16 protein-coding genes and 1 riboswitch are annotated in these 19479 nt (G+C 69.1%); of the genes, 8 read left to right on the forward strand and 8 right to left on the reverse strand.

The features are described from left to right. Positions 1-156: 156 nt before the first annotated feature. Positions 157-2349, reverse strand: coding sequence for an NADP-dependent isocitrate dehydrogenase (locus ACW14X_RS09845; protein ID WP_350841160.1), 2193 nt, complete (start codon positions 2347-2349; stop codon positions 157-159). A 254-nt stretch (positions 2350-2603) separates the two neighbouring features. Here ACW14X_RS09845 and ACW14X_RS09850 point away from each other — a divergent pair, with 254 nt between their 5' ends. Further along, positions 2604-3680 carry an MIP/aquaporin family protein gene (locus ACW14X_RS09850; protein WP_350841158.1) on the forward strand — a complete coding sequence of 359 codons (1077 nt, stop codon included), beginning with the start codon at positions 2604-2606 and terminating at the stop codon, positions 3678-3680. Positions 3681-3737: 57 nt separating this feature from the next. Here ACW14X_RS09850 and ACW14X_RS09855 read toward each other — a convergent pair whose 3' ends face one another. From ACW14X_RS09855 to ACW14X_RS09875, 5 genes are all read right to left on the reverse strand, one after another. Continuing rightward, on the reverse strand, positions 3738-4100 hold the full coding sequence (locus ACW14X_RS09855; protein WP_350719702.1) for a DUF3017 domain-containing protein: 363 nt from the start codon (positions 4098-4100) through the stop codon (positions 3738-3740). A gap of 5 nt (positions 4101-4105) precedes the next feature. Beyond that, positions 4106-4957: a bifunctional methylenetetrahydrofolate dehydrogenase/methenyltetrahydrofolate cyclohydrolase gene (locus tag ACW14X_RS09860; protein WP_160025248.1), complete on the reverse strand. Its 852-nt coding sequence runs from the start codon at positions 4955-4957 to the stop codon at positions 4106-4108. 152 nt (positions 4958-5109) lie between these two features. After that, positions 5110-6687 carry a bifunctional phosphoribosylaminoimidazolecarboxamide formyltransferase/IMP cyclohydrolase gene (purH, locus tag ACW14X_RS09865; protein WP_457165476.1) on the reverse strand — a complete coding sequence of 526 codons (1578 nt, stop codon included), beginning with the start codon at positions 6685-6687 and terminating at the stop codon, positions 5110-5112. Between the two features lie 32 nt (positions 6688-6719). Then, positions 6720-6797: riboswitch (ZMP/ZTP riboswitch) on the reverse strand. Between the two features lie 10 nt (positions 6798-6807). Beyond that, positions 6808-7449, reverse strand: a complete 642-nt coding sequence (purN, locus tag ACW14X_RS09870; protein WP_457165477.1) for a phosphoribosylglycinamide formyltransferase — start codon at positions 7447-7449, stop codon at positions 6808-6810. Between the two features lie 10 nt (positions 7450-7459). Next, positions 7460-8722: a cell division protein PerM gene (locus ACW14X_RS09875; RefSeq protein ID WP_457165478.1), complete on the reverse strand. Its 1263-nt coding sequence runs from the start codon at positions 8720-8722 to the stop codon at positions 7460-7462. A gap of 156 nt (positions 8723-8878) precedes the next feature. Here ACW14X_RS09875 and ACW14X_RS09880 point away from each other — a divergent pair, with 156 nt between their 5' ends. From ACW14X_RS09880 to ACW14X_RS09905, 6 genes are all read left to right on the forward strand, one after another. After that, positions 8879-10711, forward strand: coding sequence for a hypothetical protein (locus ACW14X_RS09880; protein ID WP_457165479.1), 1833 nt, complete (start codon positions 8879-8881; stop codon positions 10709-10711). Positions 10712-10845: 134 nt separating this feature from the next. Continuing rightward, a complete protein-coding gene (locus ACW14X_RS09885) occupies positions 10846-11355 on the forward strand; it encodes an RNA polymerase sigma factor (RefSeq protein WP_457165480.1) in 510 nt (169 codons plus the stop codon). Further along, complete coding sequence (locus ACW14X_RS09890; RefSeq protein WP_457165481.1) at positions 11352-12872, forward strand: hypothetical protein; 1521 nt, start codon at positions 11352-11354, stop codon at positions 12870-12872. The genes ACW14X_RS09885 and ACW14X_RS09890 overlap by 4 nt, the downstream gene beginning before the upstream one ends. Positions 12873-12967: 95 nt before the next feature. Next, complete coding sequence (locus ACW14X_RS09895; RefSeq protein WP_457165482.1) at positions 12968-13471, forward strand: SigE family RNA polymerase sigma factor; 504 nt, start codon at positions 12968-12970, stop codon at positions 13469-13471. A 1-nt stretch (position 13472) separates the two neighbouring features. Beyond that, positions 13473-14981, forward strand: coding sequence for a hypothetical protein (locus tag ACW14X_RS09900; protein ID WP_457165483.1), 1509 nt, complete (start codon positions 13473-13475; stop codon positions 14979-14981). Between the two features lie 747 nt (positions 14982-15728). Next, the gene (locus tag ACW14X_RS09905; RefSeq protein ID WP_457165484.1) at positions 15729-17111 is read left to right on the forward strand and encodes a dicarboxylate/amino acid:cation symporter; all 1383 of its coding nucleotides are present in this window, start codon (positions 15729-15731) and stop codon (positions 17109-17111) included. Positions 17112-17174: 63 nt separating this feature from the next. Here ACW14X_RS09905 and ACW14X_RS09910 read toward each other — a convergent pair whose 3' ends face one another. Further along, the gene (locus tag ACW14X_RS09910) at positions 17175-17771 is read right to left on the reverse strand and encodes an NAD(P)H-dependent oxidoreductase (RefSeq protein ID WP_160025258.1); all 597 of its coding nucleotides are present in this window, start codon (positions 17769-17771) and stop codon (positions 17175-17177) included. Positions 17772-17873: 102 nt separating this feature from the next. Here ACW14X_RS09910 and ACW14X_RS09915 point away from each other — a divergent pair, with 102 nt between their 5' ends. After that, positions 17874-18710 carry a helix-turn-helix domain-containing protein gene (locus tag ACW14X_RS09915; protein ID WP_350841138.1) on the forward strand — a complete coding sequence of 279 codons (837 nt, stop codon included), beginning with the start codon at positions 17874-17876 and terminating at the stop codon, positions 18708-18710. 6 nt (positions 18711-18716) lie between these two features. On the opposite strand, the gene ACW14X_RS09920 is transcribed toward ACW14X_RS09915, so the two are convergent. Continuing rightward, positions 18717-19448, reverse strand: coding sequence for a GntR family transcriptional regulator (locus ACW14X_RS09920; protein ID WP_457165485.1), 732 nt, complete (start codon positions 19446-19448; stop codon positions 18717-18719). Positions 19449-19479 lie beyond the last annotated feature (31 nt).

A 19479-nucleotide genomic window follows, 5' to 3' on the forward strand; every position in this document is an offset into this window, starting at 1 on the left:
TTTTCCGCCCTCAACCGGCGACAAACACCACGCTGACCTGCATCTATAGGAATCAGAAGAAAGATCTGGAGAGCAAGGTCACGTACGCCGGGAAGGTGTCCCGAAACGGCACGACGGCCCGGCACGGGAGTCCGTGCCGGGCCGTCGTGAAGTGAACTAGAGAGAGTCGATCGCCTCGTTGAGCGTCGCGGAAGGTCGCATCACGGCGGTGACCTTCTCGGGGTCGGGCAGGTAGTAGCCGCCGATGTCGGCGGGCTTGCCCTGAACCGCGAGGAGCTCCTCGACGATCTTGGCCTCGTTGGCGGCGAGGGTCTCGGCGAGACCCTTGAATGCGGCGGCGAGCTCGGTGTCCTCGGTCTGCGCGGCGAGCTCCTGGGCCCAGTAGAGACCCAGGTAGAAGTGCGAGCCGCGGTTGTCGGTGGTGCCGAGCTTGCGACCCGGGGAGCGGTCGTTCTCGAGGAAGGTCGCGGTCGCGCGGTCGAGCGCACCGGCGAGCACCTTCGCGGCCGGGGCGGACGCCTGCTCGGCGTACTTCTCGAACGCGGGCACCAGCGCGAAGAACTCACCCAGCGAGTCCCAGCGGAGGTAGTCCTGCTCGACCAGCTGCTGCACGTGCTTCGGCGCCGAGCCGCCCGCACCGGTCTCGAACAGACCGCCACCGGCGATCAGCGGGACGATGGAGAGCATCTTCGCCGACGTACCGACCTCGAGGATCGGGAACAGGTCGGTGTTGTAGTCACGCAGCACGTTGCCGGTGACCGAGATGGTGTCCTCACCGTTACGCAGGCGCTCGAGGGAGTACGCCGTGGCGAGCTCGGGCGAGAGGATCTTGATCTCGAGACCCTCCGTGTCGTGCTCCGTCAGGTAGGTCGTGACCTTCTTGATCAGCTCGGCGTCGTGGGCGCGCGACTCGTCGAGCCAGAAGATGGCCGGGGTCTTCGAGTCACGGGCACGCGAGACGGCGAGCTTGACCCAGTCGCGTACCGGGATGTCCTTGGTCTGGCAGGCGCGCCAGATGTCGCCGGCCTCGACGTCGTGCTCGATGAGCACGTCGCCGGCCTTGTTGAGGATCCGCACGGTGCCGGCGGCCTCGATCTGGAAGGTCTTGTCGTGGGAGCCGTACTCCTCGGCCTTCTGCGCCATCAGACCCACGTTGGGGACGGTGCCGATCGTGGCCGGGTCGAGCGGGCCGTTCTTCTTCACGTCGTCGATGACGGTCTGGTAGACGCCGGCGTAGGAGGAGTCCGGGATCACCGCGAGGGTGTCGTCCTCGCCGCCGTCGGCACCCCAGAGCTTGCCGCCGTTGCGGACCAGGGCCGGGATCGAGGCGTCGATGATGACGTCGGAGGGTACGTGCAGGTTGGTGATGCCCTTGTCGGAGTTGACGTAGGACAGGCGCGGGCCGGCCTCGATGGCGGCCTTGAAGGCGGCCTCGATCTCGGCGCCCTTCTCCAGGCCGGAGAGACCGGACAGGATCGCGCCGAGGCCGTCGTTGGCGGACAGGCCGGCGGCCTCGAGGTCCGCGCCGTACTTCTCGAAGACGTCGGTGAAGTAGGCCTTCACGACGTGGCCGAAGATGATCGGGTCGGAGACCTTCATCATCGTGGCCTTCAGGTGCAGCGAGAAGAGCACGTCGTCGGCCTTGGCCTTGGCGAGCGCGTTCTCGAGGAAGGCGTGCAGGTTGGCCACGGACATGTACGTCGCGTCGACGATCTCGCCCTCGAGCACCGGCAGCTCGGCGAGCAGCGTCACCGTCTCGCCGTCGGCCTTCTCGAGCACGATGGACAGCGTGTCGTCGGCCGGGAGCGTCACCGACTTCTCGTTGGACTTGAAGTCGTGCGAACCCATCGTGGCGACGGTCGTCTTGGAGTCGTCGGAGAACGGCTTGTTGGTGTGCGGGTGAGCCTTGGCGTACGCCTTGACCGAGCCCGGCGCGCGGCGGTCCGAGTTGCCCTCACGCAGGACCGGGTTCACCGCGGAGCCCTTGACCTTGTCGTACTTGGCCCGGATCTCCTCCTCCTCGGGCGTGCTGGGCGCCTCGGGGTAGTCGGGGATCTGGTAGCCCTGAGTCTGCAGCTCCTTGATGGCGGCCTTCAGCTGCGGGATGGAGGCGGAGATGTTGGGCAGCTTGACGATGTTGGCTTCCGGCGTCTTCGCCAGGTCACCGAGCTCGCCGAGCGCGTCGTCGGCCAGGCCGAACTGGGCCAGGATGCGCGAGGCCACGGAGATGTCACGCGTCTCGACCTCGACCCCCGCCTTGGCCGCGTAGGCCGAGACGATCGGAAGGAAGGAGTACGTCGCCAGCAGCGGCGCCTCGTCGGTGTGGGTGTAGATGATTCGTGCGGCCATTGCTGTGGCTACTCCTGACAAGTTGCGATCTGCGTAGATCCGGACCCGGGACGATAGAAAGTGTCTTGACATCAAGATAACAGAAAGGGTGATGAGACACCGCCCCGCCCCACCTAAGCACCACGATGTGCCGTCGCAAAAGAGTTACTGTGTGTCAACACCTCATGTTGTTCAGGTGACTGCTGATACCTGAGTGCTTCTCGGGTGTCGATGGGTCTGACCGACGTCAACAGACATTGAAGGGTTAAGGGGACATGACTGAGGAATCACTGTCGGCGGCTGAGCCGACCTTCATCCAGAAACTCGTAGCCGAGGTCATCGGGACATTCGTCCTCGTGTTCATCGGGTGCGGCTCGGTCGTAGCCGTCGTCGCCGGCGCCACCCACGCCGGTCAGGCGACCTGGGGGCTCGAGGTCGCGGCCGTCGGCCTGGCGTTCGGTATCGCCGTCGTGATCGGCGCCTACACCTTCGGCCGCATCTCCGGCGGCCACTTTAACCCGGCGGTGACGCTCGGCGTGGCCACTGCCGGCCGGATCAGCTGGAAGGACGCCGGTGCCTACATCGGCGCACAGTTCGTCGGCGCCACCCTCGGCGCGATCGTGCTGTTCCTCATCGCGCTCTCCTCGGACTACAACTCGTGGAACGACGGCGGCCTCGGCGCCAACCGCTTCGGCGACGGAGCCGGCACCGGCCTCATCGGCGCGATCCTGGTCGAGCTGGTCCTCACCTTCATCTTCGTCTTCATCATCCTCGGTGTCACCGACGTTCGGGCCGGGACCAACGCCACCGCTGCGCCGCTCGCCATCGGCCTGGCGCTGGCCGCGATCCACTTCGTCGGCATCCCCCTGACCGGCACCTCGGTCAACCCCGCCCGTTCGTTCGGCCCCGCTCTCTTCTCGGGCACCGACGCACTGGCCAACCTCCCCGTCTTCCTGATCGTCCCGGCTCTCGGCGGCGCCGTCGCCGGTTTCGTCTACCCTCTGCTCCTCGGCAAGGACGGCTCCGAGATCGTCGGTGCCGGCCTCGCCTTCGGCGGCGACAACCTGAAGCCGGCTCAGAGCGTCCCGGCCTGGGACTCCCAGGCTGTCGCCCCGGCGGCACCCGCCGCTCCGGCGGCACCCGCGGCTGCGTCTCCGGCAGCACCCGCCGCGCCCGCCGCCGAACCGACACCTCCGGCTCCGGACACCGGCGACCGCACGGTCGTCTCCGGTGGCGGCCAGCCGGCCTGGCAGCAGCCGACCCCGGCCGCCGAGGGCGACCTCCCGGTCTACGAGCAGGACGGCTGGCGCTGGGACTACGCCAAGCAGGAATGGGTCCCGATCGAGCAGTAGTCTCGAGAAGCACGAAGGCCGCCCCTCGGGGCGGCCTTCGTTCTGTCTGTACGTCTTCTATTCGCCTGGAACGGTCACCGCGAGGATCCACAGCGCGCCCGCGGTCAGCGCCAGCAGGGCCACGTCGAACCAGCGGTTGCGCACCGCGAGCATCCCGGCGTCCTTCGTACGCAGCACCGCACGCCCCAACGACGCGGCCCCCACCCCGGCGGCGAGGACGATGATCCCCACCCGCCAGTGGCCGAAGCCGACCAGCCCGAGACCGACGATCGCCGCGGTCAGCACCCCGAGGTAGACGAACCCACCGATGGTCGAGGGGAAGCCGCGTACGTCCTGGAGGTCCGTCTTCTCGTGCTCAGGCGCCACCACCACCGGTGCGGGAGCCTCCGGTGTGGGGGTGAGCGGCGGGTGAACGGACACGATTTTCAGAGCCTTTCGAGAGCCTTCTCGGCGCTGAGGACGATATTGGAGAGCAGCATCGCGCGTGTCATCGGACCCACCCCACCCGGGTTCGGCGACACCCAGCCAGCCACGTCCCATACGTCCTCGGCCAAGTCTCCTGCGATCTTACCGTCGACCCGGGAGACACCGACGTCGAGCAGGGCCGCGCCGGGCTTGACCATGTCCTTGGTGATGATCCCGGGCACGCCCGCGGCAGCCACCACGATGTCGGCGTTGCGGGTGTGGGCGGCCAGATCGCGGGTGCCGGTGTGGCACAGGGTGACCGTCGCGTTCTCGCTACGGCGGGTGAGCAGCAGGCCCAGCGGGCGCCCGACGGTCAGCCCACGGCCGACCACGACCACCTCGGCGCCGTTGATCTCGACCCCGTGACGACGCAGCAGCTCGATGCAGCCCACCGGGGTGCACGGCAGCGGCCCGTCCTCACCGAGGACCAACTTGCCGAGGTTGTAGGGGTGCAGCCCGTCGACGTCCTTCTCCGGAGCGACCCGGGAGAGCAGCGCGAACTCGTCCAGACCGGTCGGCTGCTGGATGAGGTATCCGGTGACGGCAGGATCCGCGTTGAGCTCGTCGATGACCTTCTCGACCTCCGCCTGGGTCGCGGTGGCGGGCAGGTCGACACGGGTCGAGGCGACACCGATCTCGGCGGCGTCCTTGTGCTTGGCGTTGACGTACCAGTGCGAGCCCGGGTCGTCACCGACCAGCACGGTCCCGATGCCCGGGGTGATCCCCTGGGCCTTCAACTTCTCGACCCGCTCTGCGAGCTCGGCCTTGATCGCCTTCAGCGTCGCGGTGCCGTCCAGCTTCTGTGCGGTCACGATGTCAATCCTGTCACTCGAGTCTGTGTATTTCTTGTACGCGACGCCGAGCCGGCTCATCTTGACCAAATCCCAGGCCGAGTCGGCTCGTTCTGACACGATTTCCCGCCGAGTCGGCTCGTCACAACGAGCCGACTCGGCGGGGTTGGAGATCAGTGTGCGAAGTGCCTGGTGCCGGTGAAGTACATCGTCACCCCGGCCGCCTCGCACGCCTTGATGGTGAGCTCGTCGCGGATGGAACCGCCGGGCTGGACGATGGCCTTGACGCCGGCGTCGATCAGGATCTGCGGGCCGTCCTCGAAGGGGAAGAAGGCGTCGGAGGCGGCGACGGCGCCCCGGGCCCGCTCGGAGCCCTCGGCGAGGGTGTTGGCGCGCTCGACCGCGAGTCGGCAGGAGTCGACGCGGTTGACCTGGCCCATGCCGATGCCGACCGAGGCGCCGTCGGAGGCCAGCAGGATCGCGTTGGACTTGGCCGAGCGGCACGCCTTCCAGGCGAAGGCCAGGTCGGCGAGGGTGGCCTCGTCGGCGGCCTCGCCCGTCGCCAACGTCCACGCAGCCGGGTCGTCACCCTCGGCGTCGACGTGGTCGACCTGCTGCATCAGCAGGCCACCGGAGATCGGGCGGGTCTCGACCGCGGAGCGCTCGTCGGCGGCGGCGACCAGGATCCGGATGTTCTTCTTGCCCTGCAGGATCTCGACGGCACCGTCCTCGTAGCCCGGAGCCACGATGACCTCGGTGAACACCTCGGCGACCTGCTCGGCCATCTCGACCGAGACCGGCCGGTTCGAGGCGATCACGCCACCGAAGGCGGAGACCGGGTCGCAGGCGTGCGCCCGGCGGTGCGCCTCGGCGATGTCCGCGCCGACGGCCAGGCCGCACGGGTTGGCGTGCTTGATGATCGCCACCGCCGGCTCGGCGAAGCCGTTGGCGGCCCGACGCGCGGCGTCGGTGTCGACGTAGTTGTTGTAGGACATCTCCTTGCCGTGCAGCTGCTCGGCACGGGCGAGCCCGGCGGGTCCGAACCCGTTGAGGTAGAGCGCCGCCTTCTGGTGCGGGTTCTCGCCGTAGCGCAGGACGTTGGCCTTCTCGTACGTCCCGCCGACCCACGCCGGGAAACCGGTGCCCTCGGAGGTGTCGGTGAGCACGGAGCCCATCCAGGAGGCGACGGCCACGTCGTACGTCGCGGTGTGGACGAACGCGGCCGCGGCGAGGGCCTTGCGCTGGTCGTAGGTGAACCCTCCGGCCTGCAGCGCGGCGAGAGTGTCGGCGTACTGCTCCGGGGAGGTCACGATCGCGACGGAGGGGTGGTTCTTGGCGGCGGCGCGGACCATCGAGGGGCCGCCGATGTCGATCTGCTCAACGACCTCGTCCGGCCCGGCGCCGGAGGCGACGGTCTGCACGAACGGGTAGAGGTTGGAGACGACCAGGTCGAAGGGCTCGACCTCGAGCTCCTTGAGCTGCTCGACGTGGGACTCGAGGCGGCGGTCGGCGAGGATGCCGGCGTGCACGCGCGGGTGCAGCGTCTTCACGCGGCCGTCGAGGCACTCGGGGAAGCCGGTCAGGTCCTCGACCTTGGTCACCGGCAGGCCCAGCTTCTCGATCAGCGCCGCCGAGCCGCCGGTCGAGACGAGCTCGACACCGGCGTCATGGAGCCCGCGGACCAGGTCCTCGAGACCGGTCTTGTCGTAGACGGACACCAGGGCCCTCTTGATGGCGATCTGGTCCTGCACAGTCAAACTCCTCATCGGTCGATGAATTCGATGAGGGGCACCCAGGCGGTCGATGCCGTCTCTTTACACTCCCCGGTGGTCCCCCACCTGCGCCAGTCGTGTGCTCGTCACTCTAACCGTTCAGGCGCGCCCGAACCGAACCCGCCGACCGTCCACCGTGTAGCCCTCACGGGCGATCCGCCCAACGCTCTCGACGAGCATCGACCGCTCGACGACCTTGATCCGCTCGTGGAGCGTCTCCTCGGTGTCGTGGTCCTCCACCGGCACCGTCACCTGCGCCATGATCATCCCGGTGTCGACCCCGGCGTCGACGATGAACAGCGTCGCCCCGGTGACCTTCACGCCGTACTCCAGCGCGTCCCGCGCCCCGTGCATCCCCGGGAACGACGGCAGCAGTGCCGGGTGCGTGTTGAGCGTCTTGCCTCCGAACCGGTCGAGGAACGCCTCCCCCACCAGCTTCATGAAGCCCGCCGAGACCACGAGGTCGGGCTCGTACGCAGCCACCGACTCGGCCAGGGCCGCATCCCACTCCTCACGCGAGCCGAAGTCCTTGACCCGGTGCACGAAGGTCGGGATCCCGGCGTCGGTCGCCCGGGTCAGCCCCTGGATCCCGTCGCGGTCGGCCCCGACCGCGACGACCTCTGCCCCGAACTCCGGGGAGGCACAGGCGTCCAGCAGGGCCTGGAGGTTGGTGCCCGAGCCGGACACGAGGACGACGATCCGCAGTCGAAGCGGAGCTCGAGACGATCGGTTGAGCGACATGCTGCGAACTCTAGGCGGCCGGCTCGGTCGGGAGGGAACGCCGGTGCCACCAGGTCATGGTGAGCCCGGCGAGCAGACCGGCAAGACCGAAGAACGCGATGGCGTTGACGAGCACCTGCCCGGCGTACGGCCCGACGTCGAGCATCCGGCCGGGACCGACCGCGCCGCCCGCGACGCCGGACAGAATCGCGACGAGGAGGCCGGCGACGACTCCGGCGCTGACGCCACGGAGGGCGCCCTCCGACCAGCGCAGGGTCGGCCGGACCCGGCTGACCCGGCAGACGGCCCAGAAGGCGGTGAGCGGGCCGAGCGCCATCACCGCGGCGACCCAGGCGGGCGGGGCGCCGTTGTCGGGCAGCGCGGCGAGCATCGGGAACATCGGCAGCGGCCCGAGGGTGACAGCGGTCGGGGTCACCGTGGTGCCGACGCCGACGGAGAATCCCGGCCCGAGGGCGTACGCACTGGAGAACAGCACGGCGTTGGGCAGCACCAGGACGGCGAGCAGGGAGTAGAGGATGATCCCGCCGAGGTCGAGGTGGAGCTGGGAGACGACGTTGATCGAGGTGGTGAAGTCGGCGAACAGGGCCGCGAAGAACACCAGCGTGCTGACCGCGATCCACCAGAGCAGGATCGACCTGACCATCACCAGTACGTCCACGGCAGCGCGTGGCAGCAGGGTGATCCACAGCGCCGCACGGCCGGAGCCAACCGCGATCGCGGGCAGGGCGACGACCACGCAGAGCCCGACCGACCAGGCGAAGACGCCGACGATGCTCGGCGCGGTGGCCGGAGTGCCGGCGATGATCGCGGTGGTCAGCGCGGTGCCGGTGTAGCCGAGCGTGAAGAGGCCGGCGACGACCGGGACGGTCAGGTCACGCTCGCCGTCGGCGAGGGCGTTGACGTCCGGGCCGTGCAGCGAGACCGAATCACCGACCCGGACGGCGACCTGCCACATCGCTCCGGCGAGGACCAGCGTCAGCCCGAGCGGGACGACGGTGATCGCGACGCCGGAGACGAGGACACCCGATCCGTGGCCGAGCAGCCACCCCAGCGCAGCGACGCGCAGGGCGTCCGAGGGCTCGCCGTGAGCTCCCATGTCGCTGAGGAACCAGCCGAGGATGCCGATCGCCAGGCACACGACCAGCGTTGCGGCGGCCGTGCCGATACCGCCCAGCAGGGCGACCGCGACCAGCGGGCGGCGGTGGCGGAGATCGTGGAGATCATCCGCGACTCGCCCGCGGTCAGGGGTACGTGGAGGCAGCAGCGAGGACATCGCGTCTCATCCTCGCAACCCGCGTCGCCTCGATCTCGGCGACGCGCCGCCTCAGGCGTTCACCGGGTTGGTCACAGCGGTTGATACCCGCCTGTGCATCTGCGGCTATTGCCGTTCATTCGACCGAATCACCTACAGTTGACCGCTGACATGGGCATGACCACGGCAGACCACGAGACCTTCGAGGCGTTCTATCAGGACGTCCGTGGACGCCTCCTTCTCCAAACCTGGTCGCTGACCGGGGATCTGGAGGCCGCCAAGGCCGCCGTGCGCGGTGCGCTGGTCATCACCTGGCACCACTGGCGCAAGGTGAAGCCGATGGACGACTTCGAGCGCGAGGACTGGGTCCGCCCGATCGCCTGGTCCAAGGCGATCCGCAACCACTCGGTGCCGCTGCTCCACCGCGACCAGACGATCGCACCGGAGGCCCGCCACACGCTCTCCGCGCTGCGGGGCCTGCCGCTCCACGACCGCAAGGTCTTCCTGCTCGGCCACCTCACCAGCGTCGACCTGGCCCAGCTGGCCCGCGAGGTCGGCACCCCGATCAGCCGAACCGAGACCGATCTGCAGGGCGCCAACGCCGCCATCTGCGCCGAGCTCGGGATCGCCCCGGAGCAGCTGCAGTCCATCTTCGACCCGCTCGTCGACGTGCTCACCGAGCAGCCCTGGCCGAAGACCTCGACGATCACCACCGCCGGCGCCGTGCGCCGCCGGGTGCACACCGCCATCGGCGCGGCCGCGGCCATCGCCGCCCTGGTCGGCACCGGCTTCTTCGTCACCCAGGACGCCGAGAGCGAGCCGCGGCTCAACACCCTCTCGATGCAGTCGGCGGCCGAGGAGTTCGAGGTCGAGCCGAGCCAGATCCCCGGCAAGAAGCTGACCGCCAAGGACCTGATGACCGAGGAGGAGGTCGCGAAGATCTACGGCGGCTCCTGGGCCGTCGACATCTCCTCCGACAACCTCGAGGGCACCGGCCTCACCATCCCCTGCCAGGCCGACACCTCGGCCGACAAGCGGCCGGTGGCGAGCCTGGCGCGCACCTTCGTCGCGAAGGCGAAGGCGACCACCGCCGGCACCACGATCGAGTCCTCGGTCGACGCGAAGGCGGCAGCTGGGGCGTACAAGAAGATGCAGGGGTGGTACGCAGCGTGCGCCGAGCCCCGCTACCAGCTGATCTTCACCGAGTCGGTCGATGGCATCGGCGACCAGGCGACGCTCTTCACCTACCGCGACTGGGAGAACAACCGCGCGGTCACCTACGGCGTCGCTCGGACCGGCAGGCACACCGCCGCGGTCACCGTGAAGACCGAGGGCAAGTCGAGCACGACCGCGGCCAAGACCTCGACCATGCTCGGCACCGCCGTCCACAACCTCTGCTCCATGCCCGGTGCGGGCGCGTGCGTCGAGACCAAGCGACCGCGGACGACCGTGGTCCCGATCGCCACCGGCAAGGCGCCCGGGCTGATCAACGAGACCGATCTGCCCCCGGTCAGCACGATCGGTGACCCGTGGGAGGGCACCGAGGCGAAGCCGGCCAAGTCCAACCCCGCCCAGACCCGTTGCGACGAGACGCAGTTCAACGCCAAGGGCATGACCGGCGCCCAGACGCGCTCCTTCGTGATCCCCGAGACGAAGAAGAAGCTCGCCGATACCTTCGGGCTCACCGAGACGGTCGGCAAGTTCGGCTCCGCCAAGGAGGCGCAGGCCTTCAACGTCGCGATCAAGGGCCGACTGGACAAGTGCAGCGACAAGCAGCTCGGCAGCCACGTCACCCAGGTCGCGACCGAGTCCATCAAGGACGGCGCGATCACGGTGTGGTACATCCGGGTTGAGCTCGAGAACACCTCGATCTACTACCGGATGGCTGCGATCCGACGCGGCGCCAACGTCGCCCAGATGAGCTTCAACCCTGACGGCGAGGCCGACATCAGCAACTCCGACTTCGTCACCCTCGCCAAGCGCGCCGCCTACCGGCTCGACTATCTCTGAGCCCAGAGTCTCCGAGCCCAGAAATCTGAGCCCGGTTTCCTCCCGGATGCAACCGGACCTGCCTCCCAGGCATCTGACCCTCTGAGGCTGGCGCAGCGCCAGATCAGGGTCCGGCCAGTCTGGGGAGGCAAGCGATGGACGAGGACGAGTTCGACGCGTTCTACAACGCGTCCTTTCGTCGCGTGTGCGCTCAGGTGTACGCCATGATCGGCGACTCCGACGAGGCCGCCGAATGCGTGCAGGAGGCCTTCGCCCGCGCCTGGGCGCACCGGCGCAAGCTGTCCTCGGTCGACTACCCCGAAGCCTGGGTCCGCACGACCGCCTACCGCCTCGCGGTGGGCCGCTGGCGCCGGAAGAAGTACGCCGGCCGCGTGACCGACAGAGCCGTCGGCGTCCGCACGGAGATGCCCGCCGTCGACGAGACCCACGTCGCCCTCGTGGCGGCGCTGAAGAAGCTCCCCGAGGCCCAGCGCCAAGCCATCGTCCTGCACCACATCGCCGACCTGCCCGTCCACCAGGTGGCCGCCGAGGTCGGCGTACCGACCGGGACCATCAAGGCCCGTCTCTCCCGCGGGCGTACTGCGCTGGCAGCTCTGCTGGCCGACGAAACGCCCGGCACTGCGCTGGAAGGAGGCGTGCGATGAGCGACCCCATCTCCCGCATGGACCAGTTCCGCGCCGAAACTCCTGGAGCACCGATGAAGTCCGCAGCCGAGGTACGCCGACGGGGTGACCAGATCCGCCGCCGCCAGCGCACCCTCGTGACCGCCGGAGCCGTGGCCCTGGCCGCGGTCGTCGCCGGACCGATCATCTTCCTCTCCGCCGGATTCGGCGATAAGGGCATCGACCCGGCCCCCGCGCCCAGCGAGACGCCGAGCACGGTCACCCCCAGCCCGTCGGCCTCGGCCTCACCGCCGGCGTCGGACCTCACCCGCGCCGCCCTCCCGACCGCGGACGACCTGGTCGCGGACGACCCGTTCCCGGCCTGGGTCGAGGAGCAGACCTACGACGGCGAGGGCAGGAGTGACCACAACGACTGCCTGACCGAGTCGCTGGCCGACGCAGGTGCGCTGGCCACCGTGCGCCGTGACTTCGTCCCCCAGCGCGGGGACGAGCTTTCGGCCTCGGCCGGGACGCTGAAGGCCGTCGTCGCCGAGTTCGAGTCTCCCGACGAGGCCGAGAAGGCGCGCGGCGACCTTTCGGAGGCAGCAGCCGCGTGTCCCGGCGTGGCCGACGCGGAGACCGCCGGCTCGCTCCCCGTCGAAGGCGGCGTCGTCTCCGCAGGGGACATCGACGTGGTGACGTACCAGCCTGACGACCCGGACATGAACGCCGTCTGGGAGGTCGCGACCGCCGTCGTGTCCGCCGACGACCGGGTCCTGGTGATGACGCGGAAGCGCGGCGTGCAGAGCTACGTCTCGCCCACCGACCTGCAGACCTCGGCCGTCAACGCCGCCCACCGGATGGTCGGCGCGAAGAGGCCGGTCGAGGCGTCTTCGGAGCCGCCGGCCTCGGCACCGGCGAGCAGCACGCCTCCGGAGCCGAGCCTGTCGGCACGCAACCTGCTCACCGGGGAGGACGCGATCTACCCCAACGGCGGAGCGCTGGACTGGGTGGAGAGCTCCGAGTCGACGACCACTGGCGAGACCGCGCCCGCGGCCAACGCCTGCTGGCAGGGCTCCATGAAGGCTCGCGGAGCGATCGCCACCATGCAGCGGAACTTCCTCCTGGTGACCTCCGAAGGCGGCGACTCCGACGCCGACGCGTACCTCAACGAGACGATCGCCGAGTTCCCGTCGGCCGAGGAGGCCCAGGCGGCGTACGAGGACGTGCTCACCTGGTTCGACGGCTGTCGCCCTGAAGGGTCGGACAGCTTCAAGCCCAACACGTTCGGCGACGTGCCGCTGTCAGCGCAGGCCGAGGGCGTGACCGGGCTCGCCATCTACGGCCCGATCACGGCCGCCCCGGGAACCCAGTACGACCCCGCGGGCCGTGAGGAGGACGGGTGGTTCCTGGAGATGGGCATCGTCCTCAGCGGCGACCGGATCGCCGTCCTCAGCCACCTGGTCAGCGGGCAGGACTACAACTGGCCCGCGGAGGATGGCGGTACGCCGGTGCAGCAGATGCTCCCCGCGGCGGCAGATCGGCTCTCGTCCAGATGACCGGATATGCAACCCATGTGGACGCTCGCACGTATCAATCCGCGACACTGACGCTCCTGCAAGGGTCGGGGAAAGCCAGCCGGGGAGGCAAGACGATGGACGAGGACGAGTTCGACGCGCTCTACAACGCGTCGTACCGCCGCTTGTGTGCTCAGCTGTATGCCATGATCGGCGACTTCGACGAGGCCGCGGAGTGCGTCCAGGAGGCGTTCGCCCGCGCCTGGGCGCATCGTCGGAAGATGCCCTCGGTCGACTACCCCGAAGCCTGGGTCCGCACCACCGCCTACCGCCTCGCGGTCGGCCGCTGGCGCCGGAAGAAGTACGCCGGAAGGGCCGCCGACAGAGCCGTCGGAGCCCGCACGGAGATGCCGGCGGTCGACGAGTCCCACGTGGCTCTCGTCGCGGCCCTCAAGAAGCTCCCCGAGGCGCAGCGCCAAGCCATCGTCCTGCACCACATCGCCGATCTGCCGGTCCATCAGGTGGCCGCCGAGGTCGGTGCGCCCACCGGGACCATCAAAGCCCGCCTGGCTCGAGGACGAGCCGCGCTCGCGGAGCTGCTCGCCGAGGACAATCCCGGCGCCGTCTGGAAGGAGGCCTGAGATGAGTGACCCGATCTCGCGTCTGGACCAGTTCCGCGCCGATGCCCCCGGAGCGCCGATGAGCTCCGCAGCCGAGGCACGGAGGCGAGGCGACCAGATCCGGCGCCGCCGTCGTGCCGTCGTGACCGCGAGCGCGGCAGCCGTGGCCGCCGTCGTCGCCGGGCCGATCATCTTCCTCTCCACCGGACTCGGCGACAAAGGCTTCGACCCCGCACCGGCGCCGAGCGACAGCGCAGCCGCACCCAGCGCGTCCGCCTCGGCGTCGGCGTCCGATCTCAGCCGAGCCAACCTGCCGATCGCGGACGACCTCGTCGCCGACGACCCCTATCCGGCATGGGTCCAGGAGCAGACCTACGACGGCGAGGGCACCGACGCCTACAACGACTGCCTGACCGAGTCGCTGGGCGACGCGGGTGCCCAGGCGACGTTCCGCCGCGACTTCGTCGCGAAGCCCGGGGAGGAGATGGCTGACGCCGCCGGCACGCTGAAGGCCGTCGTCGCCGAGTTCGACTCGGCCGCCGAGGCCGACAAGGTGAGCGTCGACCTCTCCGACGCCGCGATCTCCTGCTCCGGTGTGGACGGGGCGGAACTGGCCGGCACGCTGCCGGTCGAGGGCGGCGTCGTCTCGAGCGGCAGCATCGACGTGGTGACGTACCAGCCCGAGGATCCCGAGATGAACGCGGTCTGGGAGACCGCGACGGCCGTCGTCTCCGCCGAGGACCGGGTGCTGGTGATGACCCGGAAGCGGGGCGTGCAGAGCTACGTCTCACCGACCACCCTGCAGACCTCCGCCGTCAACGCCGCCTACCGGATGGTCGGCGCCACGCCCCCGAGCGGCCCGTCCGAGGATCCGACGGAGACCGAATCGCCAGCTGCGGACGGTCTCAGCGCCGCCAACCTGGTCGACGGCAGCACCCTCCCCGCTCTCGACCGCTTCGAGAGCCCGCTCGGCTGGAACCAGTACACGCCCACCCCCGACGTACCGACCCTCGCCTGCCAGAAGGAGTGGCTCTCCTCGCTCGGCGCCTCGGCGAAGGTCGCCTCCGACTACCGCTGGGACACCGACAGCGCCATGGTCGGGCAGGTCCACGTCGCGGTGCTGGAGTTCGCCGACGCGAACGCCGCCGGCGCTGCGTACAACGAGGTCATGGAGTGGATGGAGGTCTGCCCGGCCAACAAGCTCGGGGTCGACCCGACCGTCACGTCGCTGCCGAGGGACGTCAGCACCGACCTCGATGCCGGTCCGAAGCGCGCGGCGCGGTCGCAGGCGACCTACCCCGACCCCGGGGCCGGCGACACCGACAGCACGTGGTTCGAGACCGAGCTGGTCGCGGAGTACCAGACCCGGCTGGTCCTGGTCGGTTACGGCGAACTCGCGAGCCTCTGCCCTCCGAGCACCGGCGATGAGGACAACCCCTGCTATCAGGCCGACCAGCCAGATTCCTGGCCTGACCGGATCCTCGCCATCGAGAAGGCCGCGGTCATCACCGGGATCGCCGACCTCCAGTGACCCTTTCGACACCCGTTCCAAGGTCGTTGTCAACCTCAGATATCCACGGGATAAACCGTTGACACCGGCCCAGCAAACGTCTTAATCAGTGGCAATTTGCCTAAAACCGTAACAGGAGGGCTGCGCCAGGTATAGCGTTGGTCTTGCTAGTTGGCCGTCACTCCACCTTGTTTTCCCAACCCCAATGGAGATATCGGATGAGCGTTTCTCGTTCGCTCTTAAGGATTGTCGCCGTTGTCACCGTGTCGATGGTGATCGCGATCAGCGCCCCTACCCCCGCCCGGGCGGCTTCCTGGGGCCCAACCAACATCTACGCAACTAATGGCACCTTGATCGGCACGGCGTCGTGGACAGACAGCACGGACACACTCTGCGTGACAGAAAGAGTCACGTGGACGGTATACGTGCACCTGTGGTCGACGCGCTCCGGTGATCCTGAATTCATCTGGACCATTCCTGGGTCGCGAAACAGTCAATGGTGCTCCGGGAACCTATCAATCCCAGAAGACGTCCAATACAAATTCAGCCTGAGCAATAATCAAACGATTCGATCAAGTCCCAAGTACTTCTATACGTAAGACGGCAACTCTATCCCGGACAGCTACGTAACTGGCCGGGATAGAGTTGTCTCACCTGGGCGGGTGGAGACTCCCGTCACAATGTCCCTGGACTGGGAAGACACGTCCTGGTCGAAACGTTCGGGTCGTTCAGAGCCCCGAACCACATTCGACCTTGGAGAACTTTCTCGTGTCCACCGCCCCAACGGCACCCGCGAAGCGACGGCTGCCGCTTCCGTCCTTCTCGGTCCAGATCATTCTCGGCCTCGTCCTCGGCGTCGCCCTCGGCGCGGTCGCGCGAGCGATCGGTCCCGGGGCAGGCGACGAGGCCAACTGGCTGACGACGACGCTGGCCACGATCGGCGACTCGTTCGTCTCACTGCTCAAGGCCGTCGTCGTACCGCTGATCTTCACCGCCATCATCGCCTCGATCGCCAACCTGCGTACGGTCAGCAACGCGGCTCGGCTCGCAGGCCAGACGCTGCTGTGGTTCGCCATCACCGCGGCGATCTCGGTCGCCATCGGCATCGGCCTGGGGCTCCTCTTCCGGCCCGGCAGCAACACCGCGGTCAGCACCTCCGACGCGGCCGAGGCCGGCGCATCCGCCTCGTGGCTCGACTTCCTCCAGGGCCTGATTCCCGGCAACTTCCTCGGCCTCCAGGCATCGACCAGCGTCGAGCAGGTCGGCGGGAGCCCGCTCGCGGAGACCGTGCTGAGCTTCAACGTCCTCCAGGTCCTGGTGGTCGCCCTCGCGATCGGCATCGCGGCACTCAAGACCGGCGAGAAGGCCGAGCCGTTCCTCGCCCTCAACCGCTCCTTCCTCGCCATCGTGCAGAAGGTGTTGTGGTGGATCATCCGGCTGGCGCCGATCGGCACCCTCGGCCTGATCGGCAACGCGGTCGCGTCCTACGGCTGGGACTCGCTGAGTTCCCTGGCCTGGTTCGCGGTGGCCGTCTACGTCGGCCTGGCACTGGTCCTGTTCGTCGTCTACCCGGTGCTGCTGCGGGTCAACGGCCTCAACCCGCTGGCGTACTTCCGCGGTGCCTGGCCGGCGATCCAGCTCGCCTTCGTCTCGCGCTCCTCGGTGGGCACCATGCCGGTGACCGAGCAGGTGACGGTCAAGAACCTCGGCGTCCCCCAGGAGTACGCCTCGTTCGCCGTCCCGCTGGGCTCGACCACCAAGATGGACGGCTGCGCGTCGATCTACCCGGCCATCTCGGCGATCTTCGTCGCCCAGATCTTCGGGATCGACCTGGGCATCACCGACTACCTGCTGATCGCCTTCGTCTCGGTCGTCGGCTCGGCCGCCACCGCGGGCCTCACCGGCGCCGTCGTGATGCTGACGCTCACGCTCTCGACCCTGGGCCTGCCGCTGGCCGGCGTCGGCCTGCTGCTCGCGATCGACCCGATCCTCGACATGGGACGTACCGCGGTCAACGTCGCCGGGCAGGCGCTCGTGCCGACCATCGTGGCCAAGCGCGAGGGCATCCTCGACGTCGATCGCTACCGCTCCGCCTCCGCGGCCGGGCTCCTGGCCGACGACGAGCCCGTCAAGGAGACCGTCGCCGCCTGACGTCTCCCGGACGTACGCGATCGAGCGCCCCGGCAGCCGGCTGGCTGCCGGGGCGCCTCTGTCTCACCCGGGATAGGGCGCGTCGCCACGCGCGGTCCGCAGGGCCTCGGCCCACCAGGTGAGCTGGGCGAGCATGCCCTTGGCGTAGACGGCCGAGTCCGGGTCGTTGGGGCGACCGTTCTCGTCGAGGCGCTCCCAGTAGCGCGGGAACGCGAGGCGCGCCTGGAGCGGGTGGGCGTGCAGCTCGGTGAGCACGTTCTCCAGGTGGAGGGCGGCGTGGCGACCGCCGCTGTCGCCACCGTAGGAGACCAGCGCGACCGGCTTGGCCTGCCACTGGGTGAAGTGCCAGTCCAGGGCCGACTTCAGCGAGGCCGGATAGCTGTGGTTGTACTCCGGAGTGACGATGACGAAGCCCTCGGCCGCGGCGAGGGCGTCGGTCAGGTCCGCCTGGCCCTCCGGTCGCGGGTAGTCGTCGCCGGCCGCCTTCGGTGACTCGGCGGGTAGGGACAACGGGATCTCATGGTCGGCCAGGTCAATCAGCTCGACGTCGAGACCGCCGTACGCCTCGGCCTGCTCGGCCATCCAGGAGCCGAAGATCGGGCCGCCGCGGCCTTCCCGGACGCTGGCGGTGATGACTGCGATACGTAGTGGTTGGGTCATGCCGTCCAGGTTCACGCCGATCGGCGAGCGGCGGGAGACCGAGCCGAGGCTGGCCCCAGCAGGGCCACCCTGACCGCCCGTCCGGCCCGTAGGCTTGACCACATGCCAGCCAACGCGGGAGCCCTCGGCTCGTTCATCCGGGACCGCCGCGACCAGACCACCCCAGAGAGCGTCGGCCTCCCGGAAGGCGTACGTCGCCGGGCCCCCGGCCTGCGGCGCTCCGAGCTGGCCACGCTGGCCGGGATCAGCGTCGAGTACCTGGTCCGGATCGAGCAGGGCCGCGACCGTCACCCCTCACCGCAGGTCCTGCGGGCGATCGGTGACGCGCTCCGCTTCGACGCTGCCGCCCACGAGCACCTGCGCACTCTCGCGATGGCCTCCAGCGGTCAGTGCCTCGGACCGTTCTCCTCGGGTCGTGACGTACGCCCCGGCGCACGCGCCCTGGTCGAGCAGTTCGAGCCGGGCGTCGCCGTGCTCACCAACCGGCTCGGCGACCTGCTCGCCCACACGTCCACGTTCGACCTGCTGGCCCGCCCCCTCGGGATGCTCGACCACGCGGAGCCCAACCTGACGGCGTACGCCTTCCTCCACCCGCGCGCCCGCGAGGCCTTCCCCGACTGGGCGCGGGTGGCCGACGACCTGGTCGCCAACCTCTACCGCGGCCCCAATCCGGTCGCCGCGCGGATGATGATCGAGGCGATGTCGGAGCAGGCGGGGCCGGAGTTCACCGACCGGCTGACCCGCCACGACCCGCCCCACGGCGGCGTCTGGCGCTGGCTGCATCCCGACGCCGGCGAGCTGCGGTTCGACGTCGAGGAGCTCGAGCTCCCGGCCGCCGACAACCAGCAGATCCAGGTGCTGATGCCGGCCGACGACGCCACCGCCGAGGCCCTCGACGCGATGCGGCGCCGCCGCTCGGGAGCGTTGCGCGCGGTCTGACGTAGGTCAGCCTCGGCCGCCCTTGTCAGCGTCGTCGTCGGCCGACAGGCTGTGCCAGACCTCATAGGCGACCGATGCTGCACCCTCTGCGTCGCCGGAAGCGAGCAGATCGATCAGGGTGTCGTGACGCTCGACGGAGGCCTGGCCGTCGGCGTCGAAGCGGAGTCGCTCGGCACGGCGCACCAGCGGGTCGAACTGATCGAGGACCGTCTCGATGGCGCGGTTGCCGAGAGCTGTCACGGGGATTCGGTGAAGCTCCTCGTCGGCGTCGAGAGCAGCGTCGACGTCGCCTGCACGCACCGCCTCCGCGAACCGACGGTTGGCCTCGCGCATGCGATCGAGGTCCCGCTCCGTCAGCTTGCCGGCGACCTCGCGTGCGGCCAGCTGGTGCATCGCGGCCACCACGTCGCGCGCGTCCCGCACTGCTTGCGACTCGATCTTGCTCACGGTCGTCGACCGTCCGGGGAGCGCCACAACGAGCCCGCTTCCCCCGAGGCGCAGTAGCGCCTCGCGGACGGGGGTGCGGCTGACACCGAGCCACTCCGCCAGCTCGACGTCCTTCAACTGCTCGCCAGGACCGAAGGTGCCATCGACGATCGCATCTCTGAGCCGTCGGTAGACGTCATCCCGGAGGAGTGTGCGGTCGACTGCGGGGGTACCCGAGGGGATCGGCATACAACATATTGCACACGCTTCCCGGGGCCGACGCAAACCCGGGACGGGCTTGTTCTCGATCACCGCATGCAATATATTGCACATTGGATGGCGA

It is taken from the genome of Nocardioides sp. YJ-D4 (assembly GCF_054031495.1).

Coding starts and splice junctions, on each gene's coding strand:
- ACW14X_RS09845 (WP_350841160.1), bottom strand. CDS start 2,349: ATGGCCGCACGAATCATCTACACCCACACCGACGAGGCGCCGCTGCTG.
- ACW14X_RS09850 (WP_350841158.1), top strand. CDS start 2,604: ATGACTGAGGAATCACTGTCGGCGGCTGAGCCGACCTTCATCCAGAAA.
- purN (WP_457165477.1), bottom strand. CDS start 7,449: ATGTCGCTCAACCGATCGTCTCGAGCTCCGCTTCGACTGCGGATCGTC.
- ACW14X_RS09875 (WP_457165478.1), bottom strand. CDS start 8,722: ATGTCCTCGCTGCTGCCTCCACGTACCCCTGACCGCGGGCGAGTCGCG.
- ACW14X_RS09880 (WP_457165479.1), top strand. CDS start 8,879: ATGACCACGGCAGACCACGAGACCTTCGAGGCGTTCTATCAGGACGTC.
- ACW14X_RS09885 (WP_457165480.1), top strand. CDS start 10,846: ATGGACGAGGACGAGTTCGACGCGTTCTACAACGCGTCCTTTCGTCGC.
- ACW14X_RS09890 (WP_457165481.1), top strand. CDS start 11,352: ATGAGCGACCCCATCTCCCGCATGGACCAGTTCCGCGCCGAAACTCCT.
- ACW14X_RS09895 (WP_457165482.1), top strand. CDS start 12,968: ATGGACGAGGACGAGTTCGACGCGCTCTACAACGCGTCGTACCGCCGC.
- ACW14X_RS09900 (WP_457165483.1), top strand. CDS start 13,473: ATGAGTGACCCGATCTCGCGTCTGGACCAGTTCCGCGCCGATGCCCCC.
- ACW14X_RS09910 (WP_160025258.1), bottom strand. CDS start 17,771: ATGACCCAACCACTACGTATCGCAGTCATCACCGCCAGCGTCCGGGAA.
- ACW14X_RS09915 (WP_350841138.1), top strand. CDS start 17,874: ATGCCAGCCAACGCGGGAGCCCTCGGCTCGTTCATCCGGGACCGCCGC.